The organism is Bacillus sp. hwrm1 (genome assembly GCF_040207805.1).
In the GTDB taxonomy this organism is placed as follows: Bacteria; Bacillota; Bacilli; order Bacillales; family Bacillaceae; genus Bacillus; species Bacillus velezensis.
In genome coordinates, this window is the sequence record NZ_CP157943.1 from 1,151,732 (window position 1) to 1,175,846 (window position 24,115).

The 24,115-nt window shown below is 44.9% G+C and carries 23 protein-coding genes; 19 read left to right on the top strand and 4 right to left on the bottom strand.

Going from position 1 to position 24,115, the window contains the following annotated elements; genetic code table 11:
* Positions 1-178: 178 nt before the first annotated feature.
* A complete protein-coding gene (locus ABK447_RS06005; RefSeq protein WP_032871707.1) occupies positions 179-598 on the top strand; it encodes a hypothetical protein in 420 nt (139 codons plus the stop codon).
* A gap of 289 nt (positions 599-887) precedes the next feature.
* Here ABK447_RS06005 and ABK447_RS06010 read toward each other — a convergent pair whose 3' ends face one another.
* Together ABK447_RS06010 and ABK447_RS06015 are read right to left on the bottom strand one after the other, a co-directional pair.
* Positions 888-1,826, bottom strand: coding sequence for a hypothetical protein (locus ABK447_RS06010; RefSeq protein ID WP_197200367.1), 939 nt, complete (start codon positions 1,824-1,826; stop codon positions 888-890).
* Between the two features lie 12 nt (positions 1,827-1,838).
* The gene (locus tag ABK447_RS06015) at positions 1,839-2,360 is read right to left on the bottom strand and encodes a hypothetical protein (protein WP_025285097.1); all 522 of its coding nucleotides are present in this window, start codon (positions 2,358-2,360) and stop codon (positions 1,839-1,841) included.
* Positions 2,361-2,646: 286 nt separating this feature from the next.
* Here ABK447_RS06015 and ABK447_RS06020 point away from each other — a divergent pair, with 286 nt between their 5' ends.
* The 11 genes from ABK447_RS06020 (at position 2,647) to coaE (ending at position 15,667) form a co-directional block, all read left to right on the top strand.
* On the top strand, positions 2,647-3,759 hold the full coding sequence (locus ABK447_RS06020; RefSeq protein WP_038464137.1) for a tetratricopeptide repeat protein: 1,113 nt from the start codon (positions 2,647-2,649) through the stop codon (positions 3,757-3,759).
* Positions 3,760-3,909, top strand: a complete 150-nt coding sequence (locus tag ABK447_RS06025; RefSeq protein ID WP_164463356.1) for a PhrK family phosphatase-inhibitory pheromone — start codon at positions 3,760-3,762, stop codon at positions 3,907-3,909.
* 437 nt (positions 3,910-4,346) lie between these two features.
* Positions 4,347-5,465 carry a citrate synthase gene (gene citZ, locus ABK447_RS06030; RefSeq protein WP_003152453.1) on the top strand — a complete coding sequence of 373 codons (1,119 nt, stop codon included), beginning with the start codon at positions 4,347-4,349 and terminating at the stop codon, positions 5,463-5,465.
* Between the two features lie 160 nt (positions 5,466-5,625).
* On the top strand, positions 5,626-6,897 hold the full coding sequence (gene icd, locus ABK447_RS06035; protein WP_007408075.1) for an NADP-dependent isocitrate dehydrogenase: 1,272 nt from the start codon (positions 5,626-5,628) through the stop codon (positions 6,895-6,897).
* 45 nt (positions 6,898-6,942) lie between these two features.
* Positions 6,943-7,881: a malate dehydrogenase gene (gene mdh, locus ABK447_RS06040; RefSeq protein WP_003152455.1), complete on the top strand. Its 939-nt coding sequence runs from the start codon at positions 6,943-6,945 to the stop codon at positions 7,879-7,881.
* Positions 7,882-8,096: 215 nt separating this feature from the next.
* Positions 8,097-8,816 (top strand): response regulator transcription factor, encoded by a 720-nt coding sequence (locus ABK447_RS06045; protein ID WP_003152457.1) that lies wholly within the window; start codon positions 8,097-8,099, stop codon positions 8,814-8,816.
* Positions 8,809-10,548, top strand: coding sequence for a two-component system histidine kinase PnpS (gene pnpS / locus ABK447_RS06050; protein WP_038464134.1), 1,740 nt, complete (start codon positions 8,809-8,811; stop codon positions 10,546-10,548). The genes ABK447_RS06045 and pnpS overlap by 8 nt, the downstream gene beginning before the upstream one ends.
* 246 nt (positions 10,549-10,794) lie before the next feature.
* Complete coding sequence (gene polA, locus ABK447_RS06055; RefSeq protein WP_038464131.1) at positions 10,795-13,434, top strand: DNA polymerase I; 2,640 nt, start codon at positions 10,795-10,797, stop codon at positions 13,432-13,434.
* A 24-nt stretch (positions 13,435-13,458) separates the two neighbouring features.
* Positions 13,459-14,289 (top strand): DNA-formamidopyrimidine glycosylase, encoded by an 831-nt coding sequence (mutM, locus tag ABK447_RS06060; RefSeq protein WP_025285093.1) that lies wholly within the window; start codon positions 13,459-13,461, stop codon positions 14,287-14,289.
* 136 nt (positions 14,290-14,425) lie between these two features.
* On the top strand, positions 14,426-15,058 hold the full coding sequence (gene ytaF, locus ABK447_RS06065; RefSeq protein WP_003152461.1) for a sporulation membrane protein YtaF: 633 nt from the start codon (positions 14,426-14,428) through the stop codon (positions 15,056-15,058).
* Between the two features lie 15 nt (positions 15,059-15,073).
* Entirely contained in the window at positions 15,074-15,667 is a 594-nt protein-coding gene (coaE, locus tag ABK447_RS06070; protein ID WP_038464128.1) for a dephospho-CoA kinase, read from the top strand.
* 38 nt (positions 15,668-15,705) lie between these two features.
* Here coaE and ABK447_RS06075 read toward each other — a convergent pair whose 3' ends face one another.
* Together ABK447_RS06075 and ABK447_RS06080 are read right to left on the bottom strand one after the other, a co-directional pair.
* Positions 15,706-16,548, bottom strand: coding sequence for an aldo/keto reductase (locus ABK447_RS06075; protein WP_038464125.1), 843 nt, complete (start codon positions 16,546-16,548; stop codon positions 15,706-15,708).
* Positions 16,549-16,606: 58 nt separating this feature from the next.
* Positions 16,607-17,806 carry an MFS transporter gene (locus ABK447_RS06080; RefSeq protein ID WP_038464123.1) on the bottom strand — a complete coding sequence of 400 codons (1,200 nt, stop codon included), beginning with the start codon at positions 17,804-17,806 and terminating at the stop codon, positions 16,607-16,609.
* A 183-nt stretch (positions 17,807-17,989) separates the two neighbouring features.
* On the opposite strand from ABK447_RS06080, the gene ABK447_RS06085 reads away from it, so the two are divergent.
* The 7 genes from ABK447_RS06085 to ABK447_RS06115 all read left to right on the top strand — a co-directional run bounded on the left by ABK447_RS06085 (position 17,990) and on the right by ABK447_RS06115 (position 24,086).
* Positions 17,990-18,376: a helix-turn-helix domain-containing protein gene (locus tag ABK447_RS06085; RefSeq protein WP_003152469.1), complete on the top strand. Its 387-nt coding sequence runs from the start codon at positions 17,990-17,992 to the stop codon at positions 18,374-18,376.
* Between the two features lie 207 nt (positions 18,377-18,583).
* Entirely contained in the window at positions 18,584-19,606 is a 1,023-nt protein-coding gene (locus ABK447_RS06090; RefSeq protein WP_007408083.1) for a glyceraldehyde-3-phosphate dehydrogenase, read from the top strand.
* A 238-nt stretch (positions 19,607-19,844) separates the two neighbouring features.
* A complete protein-coding gene (speD, locus tag ABK447_RS06095; protein ID WP_003152471.1) occupies positions 19,845-20,225 on the top strand; it encodes an adenosylmethionine decarboxylase in 381 nt (126 codons plus the stop codon).
* A 248-nt stretch (positions 20,226-20,473) separates the two neighbouring features.
* Complete coding sequence (nrdR, locus tag ABK447_RS06100) at positions 20,474-20,932, top strand: transcriptional regulator NrdR (RefSeq protein WP_003152473.1); 459 nt, start codon at positions 20,474-20,476, stop codon at positions 20,930-20,932.
* Positions 20,933-21,043: 111 nt separating this feature from the next.
* Complete coding sequence (locus ABK447_RS06105; RefSeq protein ID WP_061046571.1) at positions 21,044-22,453, top strand: replication initiation and membrane attachment family protein; 1,410 nt, start codon at positions 21,044-21,046, stop codon at positions 22,451-22,453.
* Between the two features lie 24 nt (positions 22,454-22,477).
* Complete coding sequence (dnaI, locus tag ABK447_RS06110) at positions 22,478-23,413, top strand: primosomal protein DnaI (RefSeq protein ID WP_012118157.1); 936 nt, start codon at positions 22,478-22,480, stop codon at positions 23,411-23,413.
* Positions 23,414-23,444: 31 nt separating this feature from the next.
* A complete protein-coding gene (locus ABK447_RS06115; RefSeq protein WP_061046955.1) occupies positions 23,445-24,086 on the top strand; it encodes a TVP38/TMEM64 family protein in 642 nt (213 codons plus the stop codon).
* The last annotated feature ends 29 nt before the right edge of the window (positions 24,087-24,115 follow it).

The window sequence follows — 24,115 nt, forward strand, 5'->3', positions numbered from 1 at the left end:
ATGAACGGTTTGATAAGGATATTTACAGCTGAGTACAAAAGCGAAAATCTTGTCTTAGCTGAAGTAATAATAACCTCTCTCTTTTATGAAGGGAGAAGACTTTTCGAAGTTATTAGATATTCAAGATGTAATAAAAAATAAAGGAATGCAAATGTTAAAGTGAAGGGAGATGATTACTATGAAAAAAATAATTGTATTGGTGATCTTATGTTTTTCGTTAAGCTCTATCACAGTGGCTGCTGCTAAACAAGAACACGGCCAGAACCCAAAAGTTTCTCAGGAGCTATTTGGTGTTTTTATGCATGAGCTTTTCTGTAAAAATATATTAGACAGTGCCCGTGAATTCTATAAGGATGACACACTCTCTGTTACCACTAAAGGAGGCGTTAAATTATCCGAAGAAAAAGAAGGCAGGTATATAGTGAAGTTCATAATTATCCCTCATTCAAAGCTTCTGGGTAAAAAAGGCAAGATTTCAGGAACCGATACATTGACTTTCAGAGTAGACCCCTTCCTTTTGGGTTCTGGTTCAAGGGACAGAAATTCAGCAGTTACATTCCTGCATTTAAAGCATAACAACTCCACAAGGCAAAATTGATAAAACAGGATACTCTACATAGGATGTCCTCTTTTGGTAAAAAGGTTCCTGTCTATCACGAATAAACAGAGCAGATGCGAATTTACGGGCCGAGTACGAAAGCGAAACTGAAATCATTATTGAAATGAAAAAATCCCCCGTTTTGGGGGATTACTTTTTCTTCTCTTCTAATAGTTGAATAATTCTTTGATTAGCCTGTTTTTGCGCTCTCAACAACGAAACAATATTCCCTGTGAAACCAATCAAAATGACAAGCAGAAAAATTATAATCCACACAAGGCCATACCCCCTAAGGTGTTATTACCGTCCTGAAAGTCGATTCACTTGTATTGTTTAGACCTTCATACATTGTACTTGTCTTGTATGGGGTTGGAAATAGGACAATTTGATAGTTTTCTTTATCTTCAACTTTCGGCATGTCAATTTCATATATATTTGTGGCATTCTCTTTAACACTGGTAAATGAAACAGGTTTCCCATTAACTGAGCTTTGTTCTGTCCCTGATAAGGCAACTAAGGCATAATCAAGATTCGTATCATGCGAATTAAAAATTTGCAAGTATGTTTTTTGGTTGCTTTTTGATTTGAATAGGATTTTATTTCCGGTTTGTTTTGACGTTAAAAATACTTGTTCGCCCGTTAATTCATCAGTTGTTTTTTGGGGTTTTAGGTCTTCTTTTTCATCCCGGCTTTTCCTGATGTAACGGAGAGTAAAGTTTTCCTGTAAACCTGATGCTATATCAAGGTTAGTGCTTTCTTGTTTGTAATCAGGCTCAGGAATAATAATGAAACTTAACTCGCTGAAATTAGAAGGCGGCTCAAATTCCAGCTTGATTTTTTTTACCGAATCTTTATCCATTTTGAATGTATAAGATTTTTTGTACCCTCCGTTATCTGCTTTGAAAGGAATTGTCTTGAAGTCTGAGAGGATAACCAATCCATATTTTCTTTTGTCATTAAAATAATGACTAAAAGATAATACTTTTTTGTATCTCTTCCCGTTTTTCTTTCCAATATCCAAAGAGTCTAAAATTTGCCCGTCCTCTTCATATAAACCGTATGAAACGGTGTCAGTGCCGGGGCCGGTCAAATCTTCTTGTTCATCATTGTACTTTTCATCATCTGTAACTGCAGAAGTCTGTTTGTTTTGATCTTTATTAAAAAAGTAAAGGGATGCGGCAACTGCCAAAATTACGAAGGGAACACAAATTAAAAGAATCTTTTTCATTCTCATTTTATTTTAAAGAGCGTTTTTTATGTTCCATTTTTTTTGATGCGTTACAGTTTTATATTTTTTTCTTACGTATTTGGAGTTGCCATATGCTTTCCCTTTACATCCATATCCCCCGGTTACTGTTCCCACAGCTTCCGCCCCGGCATAGTTTGAATTACTATTTGTATCAGTTTTGCTTTTTGAAAGCGCTCCGTTATTATAGTACAATCGTGATTTTGCCTCGATTGTATTTATTCTCATTTTTGCGCTGGCCTTTGTCAGCATGGCGTAATTGCATGCGAAAAAGTCCAGTCCCTGTCTACGCTTTTTTAAATTCCAGTTGGTCTTATAATCAGGTTTTGACGCCATTACAGTATACGGGCTTTCGGTTGCTGTCTGAAGAATAGAGCCAGAACCTTGCGAACTGTCTTCAATCGTAATCCATTCTTCATCAGTATTAGATGTAGCAGAGGCGGTGTCTTGATAAGAAAGCAATGATCCGGAAGCTAAAGTAAAGGTAGCCAGGAAAGGTAAAACAAATTTTTTCATCTCAAAATCTCCTTTTTTGTTATTTTGTTACAGTGCCGATTATACAGGTCTATATTTTTTTATGAATGGGGAAAAACATCTGTAGATTCGACAATAGAGAGAAATAGTCCGCTATAATACCGTTCTGAAAAAGTGGGTCAATAGCCTTTTTTTGAAATTGCGCGATGTCGAAAGGGAAAATTGCGCGATGTCGAAAAAAACTCCTATTAATTACATTTTATGTTAAAAGTATGCTAGAATATTATTTGAGAAAATTTAGAATATTTGTAGAAAGAGGGGTTTATTGATGAGTAAACTGGCTTCTGAATGTGTTGCAAATATATTAAATGATTGGTATATCGCGATAAAACAACAAGACGCTGAGTCTGCTGAGAGATATTTTGAAGAGATCAAACCATTGTTTGATGAAATGGAAGAGGATCAGGAAGTTTTGATGTATTATTCTTTGTTGGAGGAAAGGCACAAAATGTTTTTGTATCAGGTGAAAGGGGAGGAGCTTCCGCCCCATTCATATTTTAATGAAAACCACGCTGATGAAATAAAAAAAACAGACCATATGATTGAATATTATTTCTTTCTATTTGAAGCGTTATATGAGTCGCATAAAAGGAACTTTGAGAAAGCAATTACTTTATTCAAAATAGCAGAGAAAAAATTGAAGGATATACCCGATTGTATAGAGCGGGCTGAATTTTATTCGAAAGTGGCGTCTATGTATATGATGCTGCGGCAGAGTCTAATTTCTTTGAATTATATCAATGATGCGCTACAAATTTATAGAGAAAATGAAGGCTATAAACGAAAGCTCGCCACGTCTCTTATGATTGTTGGACAAAACTACACTGATTTAGGACTTTATGAAAAAGCGGAGGAAAGTTATTTAGAAGCAATCAGAATTTCGAGAGTTCTTCACGATTCACTTTTCACAGCTTTAATACATCATAATTTAAGTCTTACATATTCTGCAGCAAACCGCCCCCAAGACTGTATAAATGCCTTGAAAAAAGCCATCAGAAATAAAGAGTGGAGGGGCTCGGTATATTATATAAATTCCCTGTATATGTTTTTGAAAGAGCTTTATAAAATAGGGGATGTAAATAAAATGCCATATTATTATAAAAAGACAAAGGAATATTTTAAACGAAAAGAGAATAAGGTGTATGAGGCTAAAATAAATATTATTTACGGACTTCTGCAGCAGGATCAGAGGAAAAGCATTGAAACTTGTCGAGGTGGTATTTCTTACTTGTACGAAGTAAATGACCTTGATAGCGTTTTTGATCTTTCTTTGATTATTTCAGAACACTGTGAGAAGCATGGACTCTTTAAAGAGGCGCTTGAATTTTCTAAACATGCTATTTTAGCCGAGAAGAAAATGAAGCACCTGGAGGGATTATAATTGAAAAAAATTATTCTTTGTGCAGCCCTAACCTTTGTTACGTTAAGTGGTTTAGCTGTAGTCAAGATTAATCAAGCATCATCAGATGTTAAGATAACAGAGCGCCCGGTGGGTACTCTAAAATTAGCAGAGCGGCCAGTAGGCACATAAAAAAAGCCCCAGACAGGGCTTTTTTTTGCGCTCTTTCTGGCGTTCATTTGTGAATAACCCGGGTAGTGGTGCGTTGTCCTTTTAAACTCCCCTAAAACTCCCCCAATAAGAATACATGGTTTTACAAAGCGCCTGAAAGCAAGCGATTAAATTTATCAACGCAAAACCTTGATATATAGGGCTTTTAAAACATTTTTAGTTAAAAGTCTACAAATTAATCAGATTATTGTTTATAATAAGAATAGGCTTAAACTTAAATAAGCTTATAAGAATTTGTTATGTTCCTCTATAAGCATATCGGTTATGTAACCGCAATCAGTGAAATGTAAGCATTTTCTTAAAGGGGAAAGGGATTGTTTGCATGACTCATTTTAAGTAAGCCGTATGTTTTATATACTCTTTAAAGGGGAATTTTGATTGAAAAGGAGAGGTTGAATATGACAGCAACACGCGGTCTTGAAGGGGTTGTAGCAACAACATCATCTGTAAGCTCTATTATCGACGATACCCTTACATATGTAGGGTACGATATTGACGACTTGACAGAGAATGCAAGTTTTGAAGAAATCATTTATTTGCTGTGGCATCTGCGCCTGCCGAATAAAACGGAACTTGCTGAACTGAAAAAACAGCTTGCGAAAGAAGCTGCCGTTCCACAAGAAATCATTGAGCACTTCAAATCATATCCCCTCAATAACGTACATCCAATGGCTGCGCTCCGGACGGCGATTTCATTACTCGGTCTGACTGACAGTGAAGCCGATGTTATGAATCCGGAAGCGAACTACAGAAAAGCCATCCGTCTGCAGGCGAAAGTGCCGGGCATTGTCGCCGCTTTCTCAAGAATCCGCAAAGGACTTGATCCTGTTGAACCGAAGGAAGAGTACGGAATCGCGGAGAACTTCCTTTACACCTTAAACGGTGAAGAGCCTTCTCCGATCGAAGTGGAAGCGTTTAACAAAGCGCTCATTCTTCATGCGGATCATGAGCTGAACGCATCAACATTTACGGCGAGAGTATGTGTCGCCACCTTATCTGATATTTACTCAGGCATCACTGCCGCCATCGGCGCTTTAAAAGGACCGCTTCACGGCGGAGCCAATGAAGCCGTCATGAAAATGCTGACAGAAATCGGCGAAGTGGAAAACGCCGAGCCTTATATCCGCAGCAAAATGGAGAAAAAGGAAAAAGTAATGGGCTTCGGACACCGTGTGTATAAGCATGGAGACCCGCGCGCCAAACACTTAAAAGAAATGAGCAAACGCCTGACGAATCTGACGGGGGAAAGCAAATGGTATGAGATGTCAATCCGTGTCGAAGAAATCGTGACGTCGGAGAAAAAACTCCCGCCTAACGTTGATTTCTATTCCGCATCTGTATACCACAGTCTCGGCATTGATCACGATCTGTTCACGCCGATCTTTGCGGTCAGCAGAATGTCAGGATGGATCGCCCATATTCTTGAACAGTACGATAACAACCGCCTCATCCGCCCGCGCGCTGATTACACGGGTCCGGATAAGCAGACTTTTGTTCCGATTGATGAAAGAGCCTGATCAAACGGGAGGCTGGTGATTTTCATGTCGTTAGCCTCTTGTTAATCAAGCCCGGATTGGTTTACAATTTTGATAGAATCTTGGGAAAAGTCATTTTATTTTCTATACAAGAAAAATAAAATGTTTTCTAAATATGAATTACATACTGGGAGGTAATATTGTGTCACAAGGTGAAAAAATTACAGTCTCTAATGGAGTATTAAACGTACCAAATAATCCGATTATCCCGTTTATTGAAGGCGACGGCACAGGCCCTGATATTTGGAACGCCGCTTCTAAAGTATTGGAAGCCGCTGTTGAAAAAGCATATAAAGGCGAGAAAAAAATCACGTGGAAAGAAGTTTATGCCGGTGAAAAGGCTTATAATAAAACAGGTGAGTGGCTTCCTGCCGAAACGCTGGAAGACATCAGAGAGTACTTCATCGCCATCAAAGGTCCTCTGACGACACCGGTCGGCGGCGGTATCCGTTCTCTGAACGTGGCGCTGAGACAGGAGCTTGATTTGTTTACGTGCCTGCGCCCTGTCAGATATTTCACGGGAGTGCCTTCTCCGGTCAAACGACCTGAAGATACGGATATGGTCATTTTCCGCGAGAATACGGAAGATATTTATGCCGGAATTGAGTATGCGAAAGGTTCTGAAGAGGTTGAAAAGCTGATCAGCTTCCTGCAAAATGAAATGGGTGTTAACAAAATCCGTTTCCCTGAAACGTCAGGAATCGGCATCAAACCTGTTTCTGAAGAAGGCACAAGCCGCTTAGTCAGAGCTGCCATTGAGTATGCGATCGAAAACGGCCGTAAGTCTGTCACGCTTGTCCACAAAGGAAACATCATGAAGTTCACTGAAGGGGCATTTAAAAACTGGGGCTACGAGCTTGCCGAAAGAGAATACGGAGATAAAGTATTCACTTGGGCTGAATATGACCGCATTGTCGAAAAAGACGGAAAAGAAGCGGCTGATAAAGCGCAGAGCGACGCGGAAGCGGCAGGGAAAATCATCGTCAAAGACAGCATCGCTGATATTTTCCTTCAGCAGATCTTAACCCGTCCGAGCGAATTCGACGTCGTGGCGACAATGAACTTAAACGGAGACTATATCTCTGATGCGCTTGCCGCTCAGGTAGGCGGAATCGGGATCGCGCCGGGAGCGAACATCAACTATGAAACAGGGCATGCGATTTTCGAAGCGACTCACGGAACGGCTCCTAAATATGCCGGCCTTGACAAAGTCAACCCGTCATCCGTCATCCTTTCAGGAGTGCTTCTTCTTGAACACCTGAACTGGAATGAGGCTGCTGACTTGATCATTAAATCTATGGAAAAAACGATTGCTTCAAAAGTAGTAACGTACGATTTTGCTAGATTAATGGACGGCGCAACTGAAGTGAAATGTTCAGAGTTTGGTGAAGAGCTAATCAAAAACATGGACTGAACCTAAAGCAGACTTCTAATGAAGCCAAAAAAGGAGAAGAGAATCATGGGAAAAACACGCAGTAAAGTTTCTGTTATCGGAGCAGGATTTACGGGAGCGACAACAGCCTTTCTTACAGCTCAAAAAGAGCTTGCGGACGTTGTGCTCGTTGATATTCCGCAATTAGAAAACCCGACAAAAGGAAAAGCGCTAGACATGCTCGAAGCAAGTCCGGTTCAAGGATTTGACGCGAAAATCACAGGCACGTCCAACTACGAGGACACAGCCGGTTCTGATATCGTCGTCATCACAGCCGGAATTGCGAGAAAACCAGGCATGAGCCGTGATGATCTCGTATCTACAAACGAAAAAATCATGAGAAGCGTCACACGTGAGATCGTGAAATATTCTCCTGACTGCATTATCGTTGTATTGACAAACCCTGTTGATGCGATGACATATGCGGTGTACAAAGAATCAGGCTTCCCGAAAGAACGCGTCATCGGACAATCCGGAGTGCTTGACACTGCGCGATTCAGAACATTCGTCGCTGAAGAATTAAACCTGTCTGTAAAAGATGTGACCGGTTTTGTTCTTGGCGGACACGGTGACGACATGGTTCCTCTCGTCCGTTATTCCTATGCGGGCGGCATTCCGCTTGAAACGCTTATCCCGAAAGACCGTCTTGATGCGATTGTAGAACGCACAAGAAAAGGCGGCGGGGAAATCGTCAACCTTCTCGGAAACGGAAGCGCCTACTACGCGCCTGCTGCATCACTGACTGAAATGGTAGAAGCCATTTTGAAAGATCAGCGCCGCGTGCTTCCGACCATCGCTTACTTAGAAGGCGAATACGGTCATGAAGGCATTTACTTAGGCGTACCGACGATTATCGGAGGAAACGGCCTAGAGCAAATCATCGAGCTTGAACTGACAGACTATGAAAAAGCGCAGCTGAGTAAATCAGTTGAATCTGTCAAAAACGTGATGAAAGTATTGTCATAAGAAAAAAGGGAAGGCTTCCGAATCAGAAGCCTTCCTCTTTTTACAATTAATGAAAGCGTTTTCTTTTTCCCTGAGCGATCCTTTCTCTGAAAATGATCAAAAAGGCGAATTGTCTGAACGGGCAGTATTGGATAAAATGAAATCATAAAGTGATATGCAGCACATAAAATAGAGAAAATTGGATGTCGGGGAAAATAGACAGCGGAGGGCGCAGCATGAACAAAAAAATTTTAGTTGTAGATGATGAACAATCTATCGTTACTCTTTTACAGTATAATCTGGAACGGTCCGGCTATGATGTCATTACCGCATCAGACGGTGAAGAGGCTCTGGAGCTGGCAGAGAATGAAAATCCGGATTTAATCGTACTGGATGTCATGCTGCCGAAAGTGGACGGAATCGACGTCTGTAAGCAGCTCAGACAGCAGAAAATGATGGTCCCGATCTTGATGCTGACAGCAAAAGATGAGGAGTTTGATAAAGTGCTGGGACTGGAGCTCGGAGCGGATGATTACATGACAAAGCCGTTCAGTCCGCGGGAAGTCACTGCGCGGGTGAAAGCCATTTTAAGAAGGGCTGACATTTCTTCGCTGTCACAAGGCAGAGAAGAGGAAAAGGACGGGCAGATCCTCATCGGCGAGCTGAAAATTCTTCCGGAGCATTACGAAGCGTACTTCAAGTCAGAACAGCTGGAATTGACGCCTAAAGAATTTGAACTGCTTCTGTATTTGGGAAAACACAAGGGAAGAGTGCTGACGAGAGATCTTCTGCTGAGCGCGGTCTGGAACTATGATTTTGCCGGGGACACCCGGATTGTTGACGTTCATATCAGTCATCTGCGCGACAAAATCGAATCAAATACCAAAAAACCCATCTATATTAAAACAATCAGAGGTTTGGGGTATAAACTGGAGGAGCCAAAAATGAATGAATAAAGTCCGTGTGCGTCTGTTCGCTTTACTCGTTGTATGTATCATATTGGTTTTCAGTGTTCTCGGCCTTTTTTTACAGCAGCTTCTTTCTTCATCCGCTGAAGAAAGAACGGCGGATCAGCTGAAAAAGGAATCGGTATACATAGCGGGCCTTCTTGACACCGGCCGAATCGGCAATAAAAGCAATGAAACGGTAATCCGTGACGCCGGCCGCACCCTCGGTATAAACGTCGCCGTGCTCAACGAGAAGGGTGACGCCGTATATCATTCCGGCAGTCATGCTGATGATTCAGCCGTAAAGGAGTTCATTTCTCACAATAAAAGCGAGGAAGCCGTACAGTCGAAAAGCAAAGTCATCCGCGGCACTGCCGTAAAAAATGACGCCGGGAAAATTGCGGGGTATGTACTCGTTTCCTCTGAGATCAACGGCGGTTCAAGCGTTACCGGAGAAATGTGGGGCATGCTGGCAGCAAGTCTTTGTACCGCTTTTATCATTATCGTTTTCTTTTATACAAACATGACGTCCCGTTACAAAAAATCAATCGACGCCGCGACAAAAGTGGCGACGGAGCTGTCCAAGGGGAATTATGACGCCCGCTCCTACAGCGGTTACGCAAGGCGGTCGGACCGTCTCGGGCGTGCGATGAACAGCCTGGCGGTCGATTTAATGGAAATGACGAGAACGCAGGATATGCAGCGCGATCGTCTGTTAACCGTCATTGAAAATATCGGATCCGGTTTGATTTTAATAGACGGGAGAGGTTTTATCAATCTCGTGAACCGGTCATACACGAAGCAGTTTCATACAAAGCCTGAACGTCTGCTTCGGCGTCTTTACCATGATGCGTTTGAACATGAGGAGATCATTCGGCTTGTCGAAGACATTTTTATGACGGAGACGAAAAAATGCCAGCTGCTCAGACTTCCCATCAACATTGAGCGGCGCTACTTTGAAGTTGACGGCGTTCCGATCATGGGCCCTGACGATGAATGGAAGGGCATCGTCCTCGTCTTTCACGATATGACGGAAATTAAAAAATTGGAGCAGATGAGAAAGGACTTCGTCGCCAATGTCTCCCATGAACTGAAAACACCGATCACCTCGATTAAAGGCTTTACGGAAACACTGTTAGACGGAGCGATGAAAGACGAAAAGGCGCTTTCAGACTTTCTGTCTATCATTCTGAAAGAAAGTGAGCGGCTCCAATCTCTCGTGCAGGATTTACTGGATTTATCCAAGATGGAGCAGCAAAACTTTACGATGCGCGTAGAGTCCTTTGACGCCGCAAAAATTCTGCATGAAATTGAAGCGCTTTTGCGGCATAAGGCTGAGGAAAAAGGCATCAGCTTTCAGCTCGATCTCCCGGAAGAGCCGATTTTTGTGACGGGTGATGCGCACAGGCTGAAGCAGGTGTTTTTGAATCTGGCGAACAATGCCCTGACCTACACGCCTGAAAAAGGGACGGTGGGGATTTCGGTACATGTGAAAGAAACCGTTGTCGATATCAAAGTGTCCGATACGGGAATCGGCATTCAGAAGGAAGAGATCCCGAGGATATTTGAGAGATTCTACCGCGTGGATAAAGACAGAAGCCGCAACTCGGGAGGAACCGGGCTCGGCCTCGCCATCGTGAAGCACTTAATAGAAGCCCATGAAGGTAAAATCGAGGTCACAAGCGAGCCGGGACAGGGGACTGTATTTACCGTGACGCTGAAGCGGCAGCCGGAAGCGTGACCAGCTTTACAAAGGATTAACAATTTCTTCATGACCTGTTAAACCTATCTTGTTAGGATATAACAGAACCCCTTCATCCAAGGAGCCAATTTTGACGGCGGGAACGTGTTTTCTTGTTCCCGTCCTTTTTTGCGTTTTCACGGGGTTCGCTCATTTTCCTTTCAAATTGAACTTTGTTAAAATAAGAGAAGCTGTGAGATTAAAAAATAGAGGAATGACGAGCTTTTGCTCTTAGGAGGATATTGAATGACGGAACGAAAAAAATTAGTGCTTGTCGACGGAAACAGTCTGGCGTATCGGGCGTTTTTTGCATTGCCGCTTTTAAGCAATGAAAAAGGCATCCATACAAATGCCGTATACGGGTTTGCGATGATTTTAATGAAAATGCTGGAAGATGAAAAGCCGACCCACATGCTGGTGGCTTTTGATGCGGGGAAAACCACTTTCCGCCACAGCACGTTTAAAGAATATAAAGGCGGAAGACAAAAAACGCCGCCGGAGCTTTCAGAACAGATGCCGTTCATCCGCGAGCTCCTTGATGCCTATAACATCAGCCGCTACGAGCTTCCTGAATATGAAGCGGACGATATTATCGGCACCCTTGCCGTATCTGCTGAAAAAGAAGGCTTCGAAGTAAAGGTAGTTTCGGGGGACAAGGACTTAACCCAGCTTGCAACCGGGAAAACGACCGTTGCCATTACGAGAAAAGGCATTACTGACGTGGAAGATTACACGCCGGAGCACGTGCAAGAAAAGTACGGTCTGACCCCTTTGCAAATCATTGATATGAAGGGATTAATGGGGGATTCATCCGATAACATACCGGGCGTCCCCGGCGTCGGAGAAAAAACCGCGATTAAGCTTTTAAAGCAGTTCCATTCGGTTGAGAAACTGCTTGATTCCATTGATGAAGTCAGCGGAAAAAAATTAAAAGAAAAGCTTGAAGAATATAAGGAACAAGCCCTGATGAGCAAAGAGCTGGCGACGATTATGACAAATGCGCCGATTGAAGTCAAGCCCGAAGATTTAGATTACCAAGGGTTTGACCGTGAACAAGTTGTTGCCATTTTTAAAGACCTCGGTTTTAATACGCTTCTTGAGCGGCTCGGTGAAGAAAGCGGCGAAACGGCGGAAGAAAATTTTGAAGACATCAATGTTGAAACGGCAGAAGAAATCACTGAAGATATGCTCGTTTCGCCGTCCGCTTTGGTCGTCGAACAAATCGGTGATAACTATCACGAAGAACCGATCCTCGGCTTTTCCATCGTGAATGAAACAGGTCTTTATTATATTCCGAAAGAAATCGCCATTCAGTCTGAAGCTTTTAAATCTTGGGCTGAAGATGAATCGATGAAAAAGTGGGTGTTCGACAGCAAACGTTCAGTCGTCGCTTTGCGCTGGCAGGGAATTGAGCTGAAGGGAACGGAATTTGACGCGCTTCTTGCTGCCTACATTATAAACCCGGGCAATTCGTACGACGATGTCGCGAGCGTAGCGAAAGAATACGGGCTGAATATCGTTTCAAAAGATGAAGCGGTATACGGAAAAGGCGCAAAGCGCGCCGTTCCGGCTGAAAAAGAGCTTGCCGATCATCTCGCGCGGAAAGCGTCTGCCGTTAACAGCCTCCGTGACAAACTGCTGCACGCGCTGGAAGAAAATAATCAGCTTGAATTATATGAAGATCTCGAACTCCCGCTTGCGCTAATTCTCGGAGAAATGGAATCAATGGGCGTCAAAGTGGATGTTGAAAGACTGAAGCGAATGGGCGAAGAGCTCAAGGCAAAGCTGAAAGAATATGAAGAAAAAATCCATGACATCGCCGGTGAGCCGTTTAACATCAATTCACCAAAACAGCTCGGCGTCATTCTGTTTGAAAAGCTCGGCCTGCCGCCAGTAAAGAAAACAAAAACAGGCTATTCCACTTCAGCCGATGTGCTTGAGAAGCTCGCAGACAAACATGATATCGTCGCGTACATTCTGCAATACAGACAAATCGGCAAACTCCAATCGACTTATATTGAAGGGCTGCTGAAGGTCACGCGCAAGGATTCTCATAAGGTGCATACACGATTCAATCAGGCATTGACTCAAACCGGACGCCTCAGCTCAACGGATCCGAACCTGCAAAATATTCCGATCCGGCTGGAGGAAGGGCGGAAAATCCGTCAGGCTTTCGTACCGTCCGAACCGGACTGGCTTATTTTCGCCGCCGATTATTCACAAATTGAATTAAGGGTGCTTGCGCATATTTCAAAAGATGAAAATCTGATCGAAGCGTTTACGAATGACATGGACATTCACACAAAAACCGCCATGGACGTGTTTCATGTCAGTGAAGATGAAGTGACACAAGCGATGCGCCGCCAGGCAAAGGCCGTCAATTTCGGCATTGTTTACGGCATCAGTGATTACGGGCTGTCACAAAACCTCGGCATCACCCGGAAAGAAGCGGGCGCTTTTATAGACCGCTATTTGGAGAGCTTCCCGGGCGTTAAGGCGTATATGGAAGAATCGGTGCAGGAAGCGAAGCAAAAAGGATATGTCACGACCCTTATGCAGCGCCGCCGCTATATTCCTGAGCTGACCAGCCGCAACTTCAACCTGCGGAGCTTTGCGGAACGGACGGCCATGAATACGCCGATTCAGGGAAGCGCCGCCGATATTATTAAAAAAGCCATGATTGACATGGCAGCTGAGCTGAAAGAAAAAAACCTGAAGGCGCGGCTGCTGCTTCAGGTGCACGATGAATTGATTTTTGAAGCGCCTAAGGAAGAAATTGAAATATTAGAGAAGCTGGTTCCTGAAGTGATGGAGCATGCTTTGGCATTAGACGTGCCGCTGAAGGCGGATTATGCTTCAGGGCCGTCTTGGTACGATGCAAAATAAACAGAGAAAAAGGAAGTGATGATTGTGCCGGAATTACCAGAAGTTGAAACGGTCCGGCGCACTCTGACCGGTCTTGTGAAGGGGAAAACGATTGAATCGGCGGATATCAGATGGCCGAATATCATCAAAAAACCCGCCGAGCCGGAGGAATTCGCGCGGCAGATTGCAGGAGAAACAATCCGATCCATCGGAAGAAGGGGAAAGTTTTTGCTTTTCCATCTGGATCATTATGTCATGGTGTCCCACCTGCGGATGGAGGGGAAATACGGTCTTCATCAGGCCGATGAGCCTGACGATAAACATGTGCACGTCGTGTTTCACATGACGGACGGAACACAGCTCCGCTACCGGGATGTCCGGAAATTCGGCACGATGCATTTGTTTGCGCCGGGAGAGGAACAGAATGCATTACCGCTTTCACAGCTCGGGCCCGAACCCGATGATGAAGCATTTACCGCTGCTTATTTAAAAGAGCGGCTTGCAAAAACGAACCGCGCAGTGAAAACAGCCCTGCTCGACCAAAAAGCGGTCGTCGGCCTCGGCAATATTTATGTCGATGAAGCTTTATTCCGGGCGCGTATTCATCCTGAGACAAAAGCGAACAGTCTGTCAGACGGGCAGATAAAAACGCTTCATACAGAAATTAAAGACACCCTTCAGGAAGCGATTGACGCGGGCGGGAGCACCGTCCGGTCTTATATCAATTCTCAAGGGGAGATCGGAATGTTTCAGCTCAAACATTACGTATACGGCAAAAAGGATGAACCGTGCAAAACGTGCGGCACGATGATTTCTAAAATTGTGGTCGGCGGAAGGGGTACTCATTTTTGCGCCCGCTGCCAAAAAAAATCATAAACTGAAGCGGTTCAAGCAGGCGGCAGCAGAATGACTTTTTTCTAACACAGTTGATGACCTTTCTCCATATATATATTGTGATTCACCCAATAGGCATATGTCACAATTGCCGATCAAGAGAAAGGGAGAAACGGATATGGAGATTGTTTCTTTGCTGCTTTTGGCTTTTGCTGTCAGCTTGGACAGTTTTTCAGTCGGGTTTACGTATGGTTTGAGAAAAATGAAAATCCCGTTCAAAGCGATTGCCGTGATCGCTTGCTGTTCAGCCTCTGTGATGTTTATATCCATGCTGATCGGCCATTTTCTGACAAAGATTTTTCCCGTATCCGTCACGGAAAAACTGGGCGGACTGATCTTAATCGGAATCGGGGCATGGGTCATCTGGCAATTTTTCAAACCGGCTAAAGAGCCGGATTACTTATTGCATGAAAAAACGTTACTTAATCTTGAAGTGAAATCGCTTGGCATCGTCATTCATATTTTGAAAAAACCGACCAGCGCCGATATTGATCAATCCGGAACCATTAATGGAGTCGAGGCGCTTCTGCTCGGTATCGCCTTATCCATTGACGCGTTTGGCGCCGGGCTGGGAGCGGCCATTCTCGGCTTTTCTCCGGTTATGATGAGCGTGACTGTCGGGCTGATGAGCTCGCTGTTTGTTTCACTCGGCATAAACGCGGGGCATTTGCTTTCAAGATGGAATTGGATAGATAAAATGACATTTTTGCCGGGAGTCCTGCTGATTATCATCGGGATTTGGAAAATGTAAGAAGGAGTGGGCTTTTTGAGCTTGGTCATCGGTTTAACGGGAGGCATCGCAAGCGGCAAAAGCACGGTAGCGCGTATGCTGATCGACAAAAAAATAACAGTCATTGATGCGGATGTCATCGCAAAACAGGCGGTGGAAAAAGGAATGCCGGCTTACGGACAAATTGTGGAGGCATTCGGAAAAGACATCCTGCTGGAAAATGGCGGTATTGACAGAAAAAAACTCGGTTCTATCGTTTTCACTGACGAACAGAAGCGTCTGAAGCTGAATCAGATCGTTCATCCGGCGGTGCGTGCGGAAATGCTGAAACAGCGGGATGAAGCCGTTGCGCGAAAAGAGCAGTTCGTCGTTTTGGATATACCGCTTTTGTATGAAAGCGGGCTTGATTATCTTGTCGGCAAGGTGCTCGTCGTCACCGTACCGGCAGACATTCAGCTTAAACGGCTGATAGAGCGGAATTCCCTTACAGAAGAAGAAGCGATGAGCCGGATAACGTCGCAAATGCCTTTAGCGGATAAAACAAAAAAAGCTGACGCCGTCATTGATAACAGCGGCAGTCTTGAATATACAAAGCACCAGCTTGAGGAAGTATTGAGCGGCTGGGCATAAACAAACACCGTTCGGAAAGCCGAACGGTGTTTTTCTGGTTAAAAATCAAAATTGTCAGGGTCCGGACCGACACGGAGGTTTTCGTTCAGATCATCAATCCGCTTCATATCGTCAGCTGACAGTTCGAAATCAAAGACATTTGCATTTTCTTCAATACGGTGTTTTTTAGTTGATTTCGGAATGGTGATGACACCGTTCTGCAAATCCCAGCGCAAAATCACTTGAGCGGCTGATTTGCCGTACTTCTCAGCGATTTCCTGTAAGACGGTGTGATCAAGCAGCTGACCTTGCATCAATGGCGACCACGCTTCAAGCTGAATGCCTTGTTCAGTGCAGAAAGTAAGCAGTTCTTTCTGTGTCAGACGAGGATGGTACTCCACCTGGTTGATCATCGGCTTGATTTCCGTCTCTTTCATGAGATGTTTCAGATGGTGAATTTGGAAATTGCTGACCCCGATCGCCTTAATGCGTCCATCCCGGTAGAGGGTTTCGAGCGCCCGCCACGCATCGATGTACTTTCCTTCGACAGGCCAATGGATCAAATATAAATCCAAATAATCTAAACCGAGTTTTTCTAAGCTTGTGTCAAACGCTTTTAACGTTTCTTCATATCCTAAATCGGCATTCCATACTTTTGACGTGACAAAAATGTCTTCACGTTTTAATCCCGCTTCTTGCAGCCCTTGGCGGATGCCTTCGCCGACACCTTCTTCATTTCCGTAAATCGCGGCGGTATCAACGCTGCGATAGCCGTGCACCAATGCCGTTTTCACCGCGTTGACGAGTTCCGCGCCTTCCTCTACTTTGAAAACTCCGATGCCGAACCAAGGCATCTCTACTCCGTTATGCAATGTTGCTTTTGCTTGTAAATGTGTTGTCATGTATATATTCCTCCTATTAGTTGTCTGTTGAAACAATCAAAATGCGCTGAAGAAAAACTCACCTCCTTTCAAGGGCAGTGCGATCCCGCTTTTCAAGCTTCCTGCTCCATCCGGTTAATACGACCGCGCTGAGCACCATCAGCGCCCCGATCCAAGCGGTATGAATGATTCCGATTGAGTCTGTAATGATTCCGCCGGCAAATGAGCCGATCGCGATTCCGGCATTAAATGCCGCGATATTTAAGGCTGATGCTGTATCAACGGCGCTTGGCGCAAAACGTTCACTCAGCATCACAACATATACCTGAAGCCCCGGCACATTCATAAACGCCAACAGCCCCATGAAAATAATGGTGATCAGCCCGGCTGTTTTAAACGGTGCGGTAAAAGTCAGAACAAACAGCACAGCAGCCTGGACAATGAACATATAAAACAAGGCTTTCAGCGGATTTCGGTTTGATAAACGGCCGCCAATCATGTTTCCGATGGCAATCGCAATTCCGTAAACGAGCAGGATGGCCGCGACGGTTTCTTTCTGAAAACCGGTTACCTCCTGAAGAAGCGGAGATAAATACGTAAACACGACAAACGTTCCGCCGTAGCCTAACGCGGTAATGATAAATAAAAGCAATAACCGGCCGTTTGTGACGAGTTTGACCTGCTCGGAAAATGCGGTTTTCGTCCCTTTGCGCAAATGCGACGGAACGAGGAGCGCGTTTGTGAGGAATGCGATGATTCCTACCGCCACAATGACGGCAAATGCGATTCTCCATCCGAATTGCTGGCCGAGATAGGTGCCGAACGGAACGCCGGTCACCGTAGCCACCGTCAGCCCCGTGAACATGATGGAAATCGCGCTTGCTCTTTTATGCTCCGGCACGATATTGGCGGCGATTGTTGCCCCGATTGACATGAAAATGCCGTGGGAAAAAGCCGAAATAACCCGTGCCGCCAGTAAGACGCCGATTGAGGAAGCGCTCGCTGCGAGTGTATTTCCGGCGATAAAAATTAACATCACCCAGAGCAGCAGCGTTTTCCGCGACATGCCGGATGTGAGAGACGTTAAAACCGGCGCGCCGAATGTCACGCCCAGAGCATACATGGAAACGGTAAGTCCCGCCGTTGTCACAGGTATATGCAGATCTTGAGATATAAGCGGCAGCAGCCCGACGCTGATAAATTCGGTTGTGCCGATCGCAAAAGCGCTGACGGCTAATGCCAGCAGCGCTGGTAAATAGCTTTGGCGATGTGAAGACATCTGTTTTCCTCCTTGAACGATAATGTATGGTTGAAATGATGCCGGGTAAACGATATAAGTATAAGAGTACATTCCTTTTCAGCCGGCAAATGTCATTATGATCGATAGAAGTGTCATTGAAAAGAACGTACTTTTAAGTGCCATAGGCACTTTTTAGTTCCTATAGATGAGGAGGAATTACCGTTGCTGAAGAAAAAATACAATATATCCGTAGAGGCGGCGCTTGAAGTGATCGGCGGAAAATGGAAGTGTGTGATCCTCTGCCACCTCATGCGCGGGAAAAAACGGACAAGCGAATTGAAGCGGCTTATGCCGGACATCACCCAGAAGATGCTGACACAGCAATTGCGGGAGCTGGAAGCTGACGGCGTCATCAACCGGATCGTGTACAATCAGGTGCCGCCGAAAGTGGAATACGAGCTGAGTGAATACGGGCACAGTCTGGAAAGAATTTTAAACGCGCTGTGCGACTGGGGCGCGATGCATATTGCTAAACGGTACGGCGAGGTGTCTTCCGTTTTAGAGGACAGCATTTTAAATGACAAATTTAAAGAACCGGGACAAATATAAGAAAAAAGCAGGCAGCCTGAGACGCTGATCCTGCTTTTTTTATGGAAGAAAGATCATTTTATATGCAAAAAAACCGATTGAACAACATATTGATCGGTATAAGGGTGGATTTTTATCAAGTTGTACTGGCGGATTTCTTTTAATGTGTTATACTATATATAAATAAAGGTAAATTAGAGTGGCATATTAAAAAGGGGTGACCTGAGCATGAAGGTAAAAGTAGCAATCAACGGGTTTGGAAGAATCGGAAGAATGGTGTTCAGAAAAGCAATGGAAGATGATCAAATTCAAATAACAGCCATTAATGCAAGCTATCCCCCGGAAACGCTTGCTCATTTGATAAAGTATGACACAATTCACGGCAAATATGATCAAGAAGTTGAGACCTCCGACGACAGCCTGATCGTCAACGGAAAACATATTATGCTGTTCAACCGCCGGGACCCGAGAGAGCTTCCGTGGAAAGAATGCGGAATAGACATCGTCGTAGAGGCAACGGGGAAATTTAATTCAAAAGAAAAAGCGATGAGCCATATTGAAGCAGGGGCGAAAAAAGTCATTTTAACGGCTCCGGGCAAAAATGAAGACGTTACCATTGTCATGGGAGTAAATGAAGAGCAGTTCAATCCCGATGAACATGTCATTATTTCAAATGCATCCTGCACGACAAACTGTCTTGCGCCGGTCGTCAAAGTGCTTGATCAGGAATTCGGGATTGAAAGCGGCCTGATGACGACTGTTCACGCTTACACGAATGATCAAAAAAATATCGACAATCCGCATAAAGATCTGCGGAGGGCGAGAGCGTGCGGAGAATCCATCATTCCGACTTCTACAGGCGCCGCCAAAGCGCTGTCGCTCGTGCTGCCTCATTTGAAAGGAAAACTTCACGGTCTCGCTTTGCGTGTTCCCGTTCCGAATGTGTCATTAGTGGACCTTGTCTGCGATCTGAAAACAGATGTGTCGGCCGAGCAAGTAAACGCCGCTTTCCAAAGAGCCGCAAAAACGTCGATGTACGGAATTCTTGATTATTCGGATGAGCCGCTCGTTTCTTCGGATTATAATACGAATTCACACTCTGCGATCATCGACGGTCTGACAACGATGGTGATGGAAGACCGAAAAGTAAAGGTGCTCGCCTGGTATGACAATGAATGGGGATATTCCTGCCGGGTCGTTGATCTTATCCGTCACGTCGCCGCGCGAATGAAACACCCGTCAGCTGTGTAGACTAAAGATCATGGACATTTGTTAGAAAAAAACCCTTAACGGCATATTCGCAAAAAACACACCTTGCAAAATAAACTTAAACACAGTATACTATCTTTCGTGAACTTCTTGCTCGTGACTGCTTCGGAATTACTTAAAGGGTTAGGACCTCTCCGGACTAACTTTCCCCCGTGGTAAATGGCCGGGTCAGTTCTCGGAAATTCACTTTTTTAATTCTTGTTAAGGGGGGTCCATGATTATGGAAACAATGGGGCGTCACGTCATCTCCGAGCTGTGGGGATGCGATTTTGATAAGCTCAATGACATGGATTTTATTGAAAAAACGTTTGTAAATGCTGCTTTGAAATCAGGAGCTGAAGTGCGCGAGGTCGCATTTCACAAATTTGCACCGCAAGGCGTAAGCGGAGTCGTTATTATCTCTGAGTCACATTTAACGATTCACAGTTTTCCTGAACACGGATATGCAAGCATTGATGTTTATACTTGTGGAGACCTGGATCCTAATGTGGCTGCGGATTACATTGCGGACGCATTACATGCAGATACAAGAGAAAACATTGAAATACCGCGAGGAATGGGGCCTGTACAGATTAAACAGGCACAAGCGAAAGTACTGTAATTTTCAAAACGCAAACACAAGGGAGCTAAGCTGAAAAAGCCATTACGCGCTTTGAAGCTGATGCTCCTTTTCTAATGTAAAAAAACAGCATTGCTTTTTCTTTAAGCATTTTTTTTGTAAAATAGAAAAGATAAGGCCGGTCTATCGGCTCTCCCAACAAATAGGCTCATCCTAGAAACGTTGGCGGGCATTTACCGGAAGCTTGCGAACCGCATTACAGCAACGAAACAGATGGGAGCTGATCCAATTTGAAATGTCCTTCATGCCAGCACAACGGTTCCCGCGTACTTGATTCACGGCCTGCGGACGAAGGGAAATCAATCCGCAGAAGGCGGGAATGCGAAGCCTGCCATTACCGCTTCACTACATTTGAGAAGTTTGAAGAGATGCCTCTGATCGTCGTGAAAAAAGAAGGCGTCCGGGAAGAATTCAGCCGTGAAAAAATGCTGCGCGGGTTAATTAAAGCTTGTGAAAAAAGGCCCGTTCCTTTAAAAACATTGGAAGACATGTGCTTTGACATTGAAAAAGAGCTGAGAAACCAAGGTGTATCTGAAGTCAAAAGCGAACTTGTCGGAGAAATGGTAATGGACCGTCTGGCGAAAATCGATGAGGTGTCTTATGTCCGCTTTGCCTCCGTCTACCGGCAGTTTAAGGATATAAACGTGTTTATCGATGAATTGAAAGATTTAATAAAGAAAGAACGCTGAGAGAGCTAAGAGATTGTGTCTGGCTCTTTTCTCATGAGCAAAATTGGCATTTGATAGATCGCAGAAACGGTGTAAAATGAGAGTAGAAACATATCGGAAGGTTTGAGAATCATGGCTGACTATTGGAATGACGTATTACCTGTAGATCCTTATACGGTCAAAAGCCGTTCGCTTCTTCAGGATGTCGACAGACAGGTTTTGACACATCTGTACCAGCCGCTGATCGGTTCTTTTGCATTCTCCCTTTATATGACCTTATGGGGGGAGCTTGAGCAGAACCGCTTGTGGGGAGCGGAATCCACGCACAGGCAGCTGATGGGCATGATGCAGTCAAATTTAAAAAAGATTCATCATGAACAGGGAAAGCTTGAAGGAATCGGGCTGCTGAAAGTGTATATCCGGGAGTCCGAGCAGAAAGAGCGGATGTTTATTTATGAGCTGCTGCCCCCGCTCAGACCGAATGATTTTTTTGAAGACGGCATGCTGAATGTCTTTCTTTATAACAGAGTCGGTAAAACGAAATACCAGCAGCTGAGACAATTTTACACGCACCCTTCCGTCGGCGCGGGCGCAAGGGAAATTACCCGTCCGTTTAATCACGCTTTTGCCTCTTTTCAGCCGAGTGAATGGAAAATGACGCCTGATATGGAAGAGGCGATGAAGCTCCCCGAGGCCTATGAGACGGCGTCTGTCGGACAAGCGCCTTCCTATACGGTGACGGAGGAAGTATTTGATTTTGAGCTTTTCATGGCGGGACTGTCAGAAACGATGATACCGCGTAAATCAATCACGCAGGACGTGCGGGAGAGCATTAAAAAGCTTTCATATTTATACGGAATAGATCCTATCTCCATGCAGCACGTCGTCATGACCGCAATTAATGAACAGGATACGATAACGGCCGAAGCGCTGAGGAAAGCGGCCAGCGACTGGTACCAAATTGAAAGAAGCGGTAAGCTTCCGGAACTGATTGATAAAACACAGCCTGTCACCTTGAGAGAAAACCGGACGGAAAAGGACGATTCATTGAACGGCGAACTCATCGCACAGCTTGAGACCATATCACCGAGAAAGCTTCTTCAGGACATTGCGGACGGGACCGAGCCGTCAAAAGCCGACTTGCAGATTATCGCCGATATTATGTTCGAACAAAAGCTTGAGCCCGGCGTCACCAATGTGCTGATTTATTATGTCATGCTGAAAACGGATATGAAGCTGTCCAAAAACTATATCCAAAAAATCGCCGCCCACTGGGCCAGAAAGAAAGTCAAAACGGTACGGGAAGCAATGAAACTCGCAATAGAAGAGCACAGGCAATATCTTGATTGGGCGGACGGCAAAACAAACGGCGCGGCGCGCGGCAAAAAAACCGTCCGGGAAGAAAAGCGCCCTGATTGGATGAAAGAAGAAAAAACCGGAAAGAAACAAGAACAGCCGGCTCTTTCCGCGCAGGATCTTGAAGAACAGAAGAAAAAAATGATGGAAGAAATGAAAAAACTGAAAAAATACTCTGCCTATTGAGACAGAGAAGCGGGGTGATATTGAATGGAACCGATCAGCCGATCCTTAGAAGGCGTGACGAAAAGACCTGACTTTCAAAAACGCCTGGAACGAATGCAGCAGCAAGTCATGGCCGACGAAGACGTCCAGGCTTTTTTGAAGGAACAGAAAGATGTAATCAATCAAAGCATGATTGACAGAGGGTTAAATAAACTGTACGAATTCGTTCAGCAAAGCAAACAGTGCGCCTTCTGTTCGAAAGACAGCCGGACGAACAGCCTGCTTGAAGGCTATCATCCGAAGCTTGTGATCAACGGGCGTTCCATCGATATTGAATATTACGAATGTCCGGAAAAGAGAAAGCTCGACCGCCAGAAAAGGCAAAAGTCCCTGATGAAGAGCATGTATATCCAGCAGGATCTTCTCGGCGCGACGTTTCAGCAGATCGACATTACCGATCCGAGCAGAGTCGGCATTTTCCAGCATGTGACGGATTTTCTGAAGAGCTATAATGAAACGGGAAAAGGCAAAGGGCTGTATCTGTACGGAAAATTCGGAATCGGAAAGACATTTATTTTAGCCGCCATTGCTAACGAACTGGCGGAAAAAGAGTATTCATCAATGATCGTATATGTTCCCGAATTTGTCAGAGAGCTGAAAAACTCGCTCCAGGATCAGTCGTTGGAGGCGAAACTGAATATGGTGAAAACGACGCCCGTACTGATGCTTGATGACATCGGAGCGGAGTCAATGACAAGCTGGGTCAGAGATGAGGTCATCGGCACCGTGCTTCAGCACAGAATGAGCCAGCAGCTTCCCACTTTCTTCTCGTCTAATTTTTCACCTGACGAGCTGAAGCATCATTTTACGTATTCACAGCGGGGAGAAAAGGAAGAAGTAAAAGCGGCAAGACTGATGGAGCGGATTTTATATTTGGCTTCGCCCGTCCGTCTTGACGGGGAAAACCGCCGCCGTTCATGATGCCGGCGTCCAATGGGAAGGATTTGAGGGAATGAGGAATAAGAAGGCTGTCACTTGGGCTGCGGCTGCGGCGGGAGCGGGCCTTTTGCTGTGGGCAAACCGCAAATATCTGAATCTGTCGCCTAAGGAGATACGGCTGTGGGTGTTATCGTTCGGTGTTTTTGCGCCGCTTGTGTTTATCGGAATTTCCATCGTCAGGCCTTTTGTGCTGTTTCCCGTATCAATCGTTTCCGTCGCCGGAGGATTGGCGTTCGGCCCGCTTTTCGGCACCGTGTATACGCTGGCGGGCTCAATGGGCGCTGCCGCCGCGTCTTTTTTTGCGGCGGGGCTGTTTGCCTTTAATGAGAAAAGCCGTCATGGAAAAATGAAAGCCATTCAAAAGCAGATGAAAACCAATGGCTTCTTTTATATTTTTATCCTGCGTATTCTGCCTGTTAACTTTGATGTGATCAGCTATGCCGCGGGCCTATCGAAAGTCAGGCCGATGACGTATTTTTTGGCGACCGCAGCGGGCATCATTCCGGGGACGATCGTCCTGAATGTGCTCGGCGCGAGCTTTATGTCCGGAAATGTGCTGACCGTACTCGGCGTGATCTGTCTTTACATCGTATTTTTATCGCTTCCCGTTATATTTAAAAAGAAGGTGCGCCATTTGTTCGGCGGTGAAAGCTAACCTTTACGTCTATTTTAAAAACATCCCCC

Excerpts from the sequence above, each read along its gene's own strand:
- polA (WP_038464131.1), top strand. The coding sequence starts at position 10,795 with ATGACGGAACGAAAAAAATTAGTGCTTGTCGACGGAAACAGTCTGGCG.
- ytaF (WP_003152461.1), top strand. The coding sequence starts at position 14,426 with ATGGAGATTGTTTCTTTGCTGCTTTTGGCTTTTGCTGTCAGCTTGGAC.
- ABK447_RS06075 (WP_038464125.1), bottom strand. The coding sequence starts at position 16,548 with ATGACAACACATTTACAAGCAAAAGCAACATTGCATAACGGAGTAGAG.
- citZ (WP_003152453.1), top strand. The coding sequence starts at position 4,347 with ATGACAGCAACACGCGGTCTTGAAGGGGTTGTAGCAACAACATCATCT.
- ABK447_RS06010 (WP_197200367.1), bottom strand. The coding sequence starts at position 1,826 with ATGAAAAAGATTCTTTTAATTTGTGTTCCCTTCGTAATTTTGGCAGTT.
- mdh (WP_003152455.1), top strand. The coding sequence starts at position 6,943 with ATGGGAAAAACACGCAGTAAAGTTTCTGTTATCGGAGCAGGATTTACG.
- pnpS (WP_038464134.1), top strand. The coding sequence starts at position 8,809 with ATGAATAAAGTCCGTGTGCGTCTGTTCGCTTTACTCGTTGTATGTATC.
- ABK447_RS06005 (WP_032871707.1), top strand. The coding sequence starts at position 179 with ATGAAAAAAATAATTGTATTGGTGATCTTATGTTTTTCGTTAAGCTCT.
- ABK447_RS06045 (WP_003152457.1), top strand. The coding sequence starts at position 8,097 with ATGAACAAAAAAATTTTAGTTGTAGATGATGAACAATCTATCGTTACT.
- dnaI (WP_012118157.1), top strand. The coding sequence starts at position 22,478 with ATGGAACCGATCAGCCGATCCTTAGAAGGCGTGACGAAAAGACCTGAC.
- ABK447_RS06090 (WP_007408083.1), top strand. The coding sequence starts at position 18,584 with ATGAAGGTAAAAGTAGCAATCAACGGGTTTGGAAGAATCGGAAGAATG.
- ABK447_RS06015 (WP_025285097.1), bottom strand. The coding sequence starts at position 2,360 with ATGAAAAAATTTGTTTTACCTTTCCTGGCTACCTTTACTTTAGCTTCC.
- ABK447_RS06080 (WP_038464123.1), bottom strand. The coding sequence starts at position 17,806 with ATGTCTTCACATCGCCAAAGCTATTTACCAGCGCTGCTGGCATTAGCC.
- ABK447_RS06105 (WP_061046571.1), top strand. The coding sequence starts at position 21,044 with ATGGCTGACTATTGGAATGACGTATTACCTGTAGATCCTTATACGGTC.
- ABK447_RS06020 (WP_038464137.1), top strand. The coding sequence starts at position 2,647 with ATGAGTAAACTGGCTTCTGAATGTGTTGCAAATATATTAAATGATTGG.
- ABK447_RS06115 (WP_061046955.1), top strand. The coding sequence starts at position 23,445 with ATGAGGAATAAGAAGGCTGTCACTTGGGCTGCGGCTGCGGCGGGAGCG.
- speD (WP_003152471.1), top strand. The coding sequence starts at position 19,845 with ATGGAAACAATGGGGCGTCACGTCATCTCCGAGCTGTGGGGATGCGAT.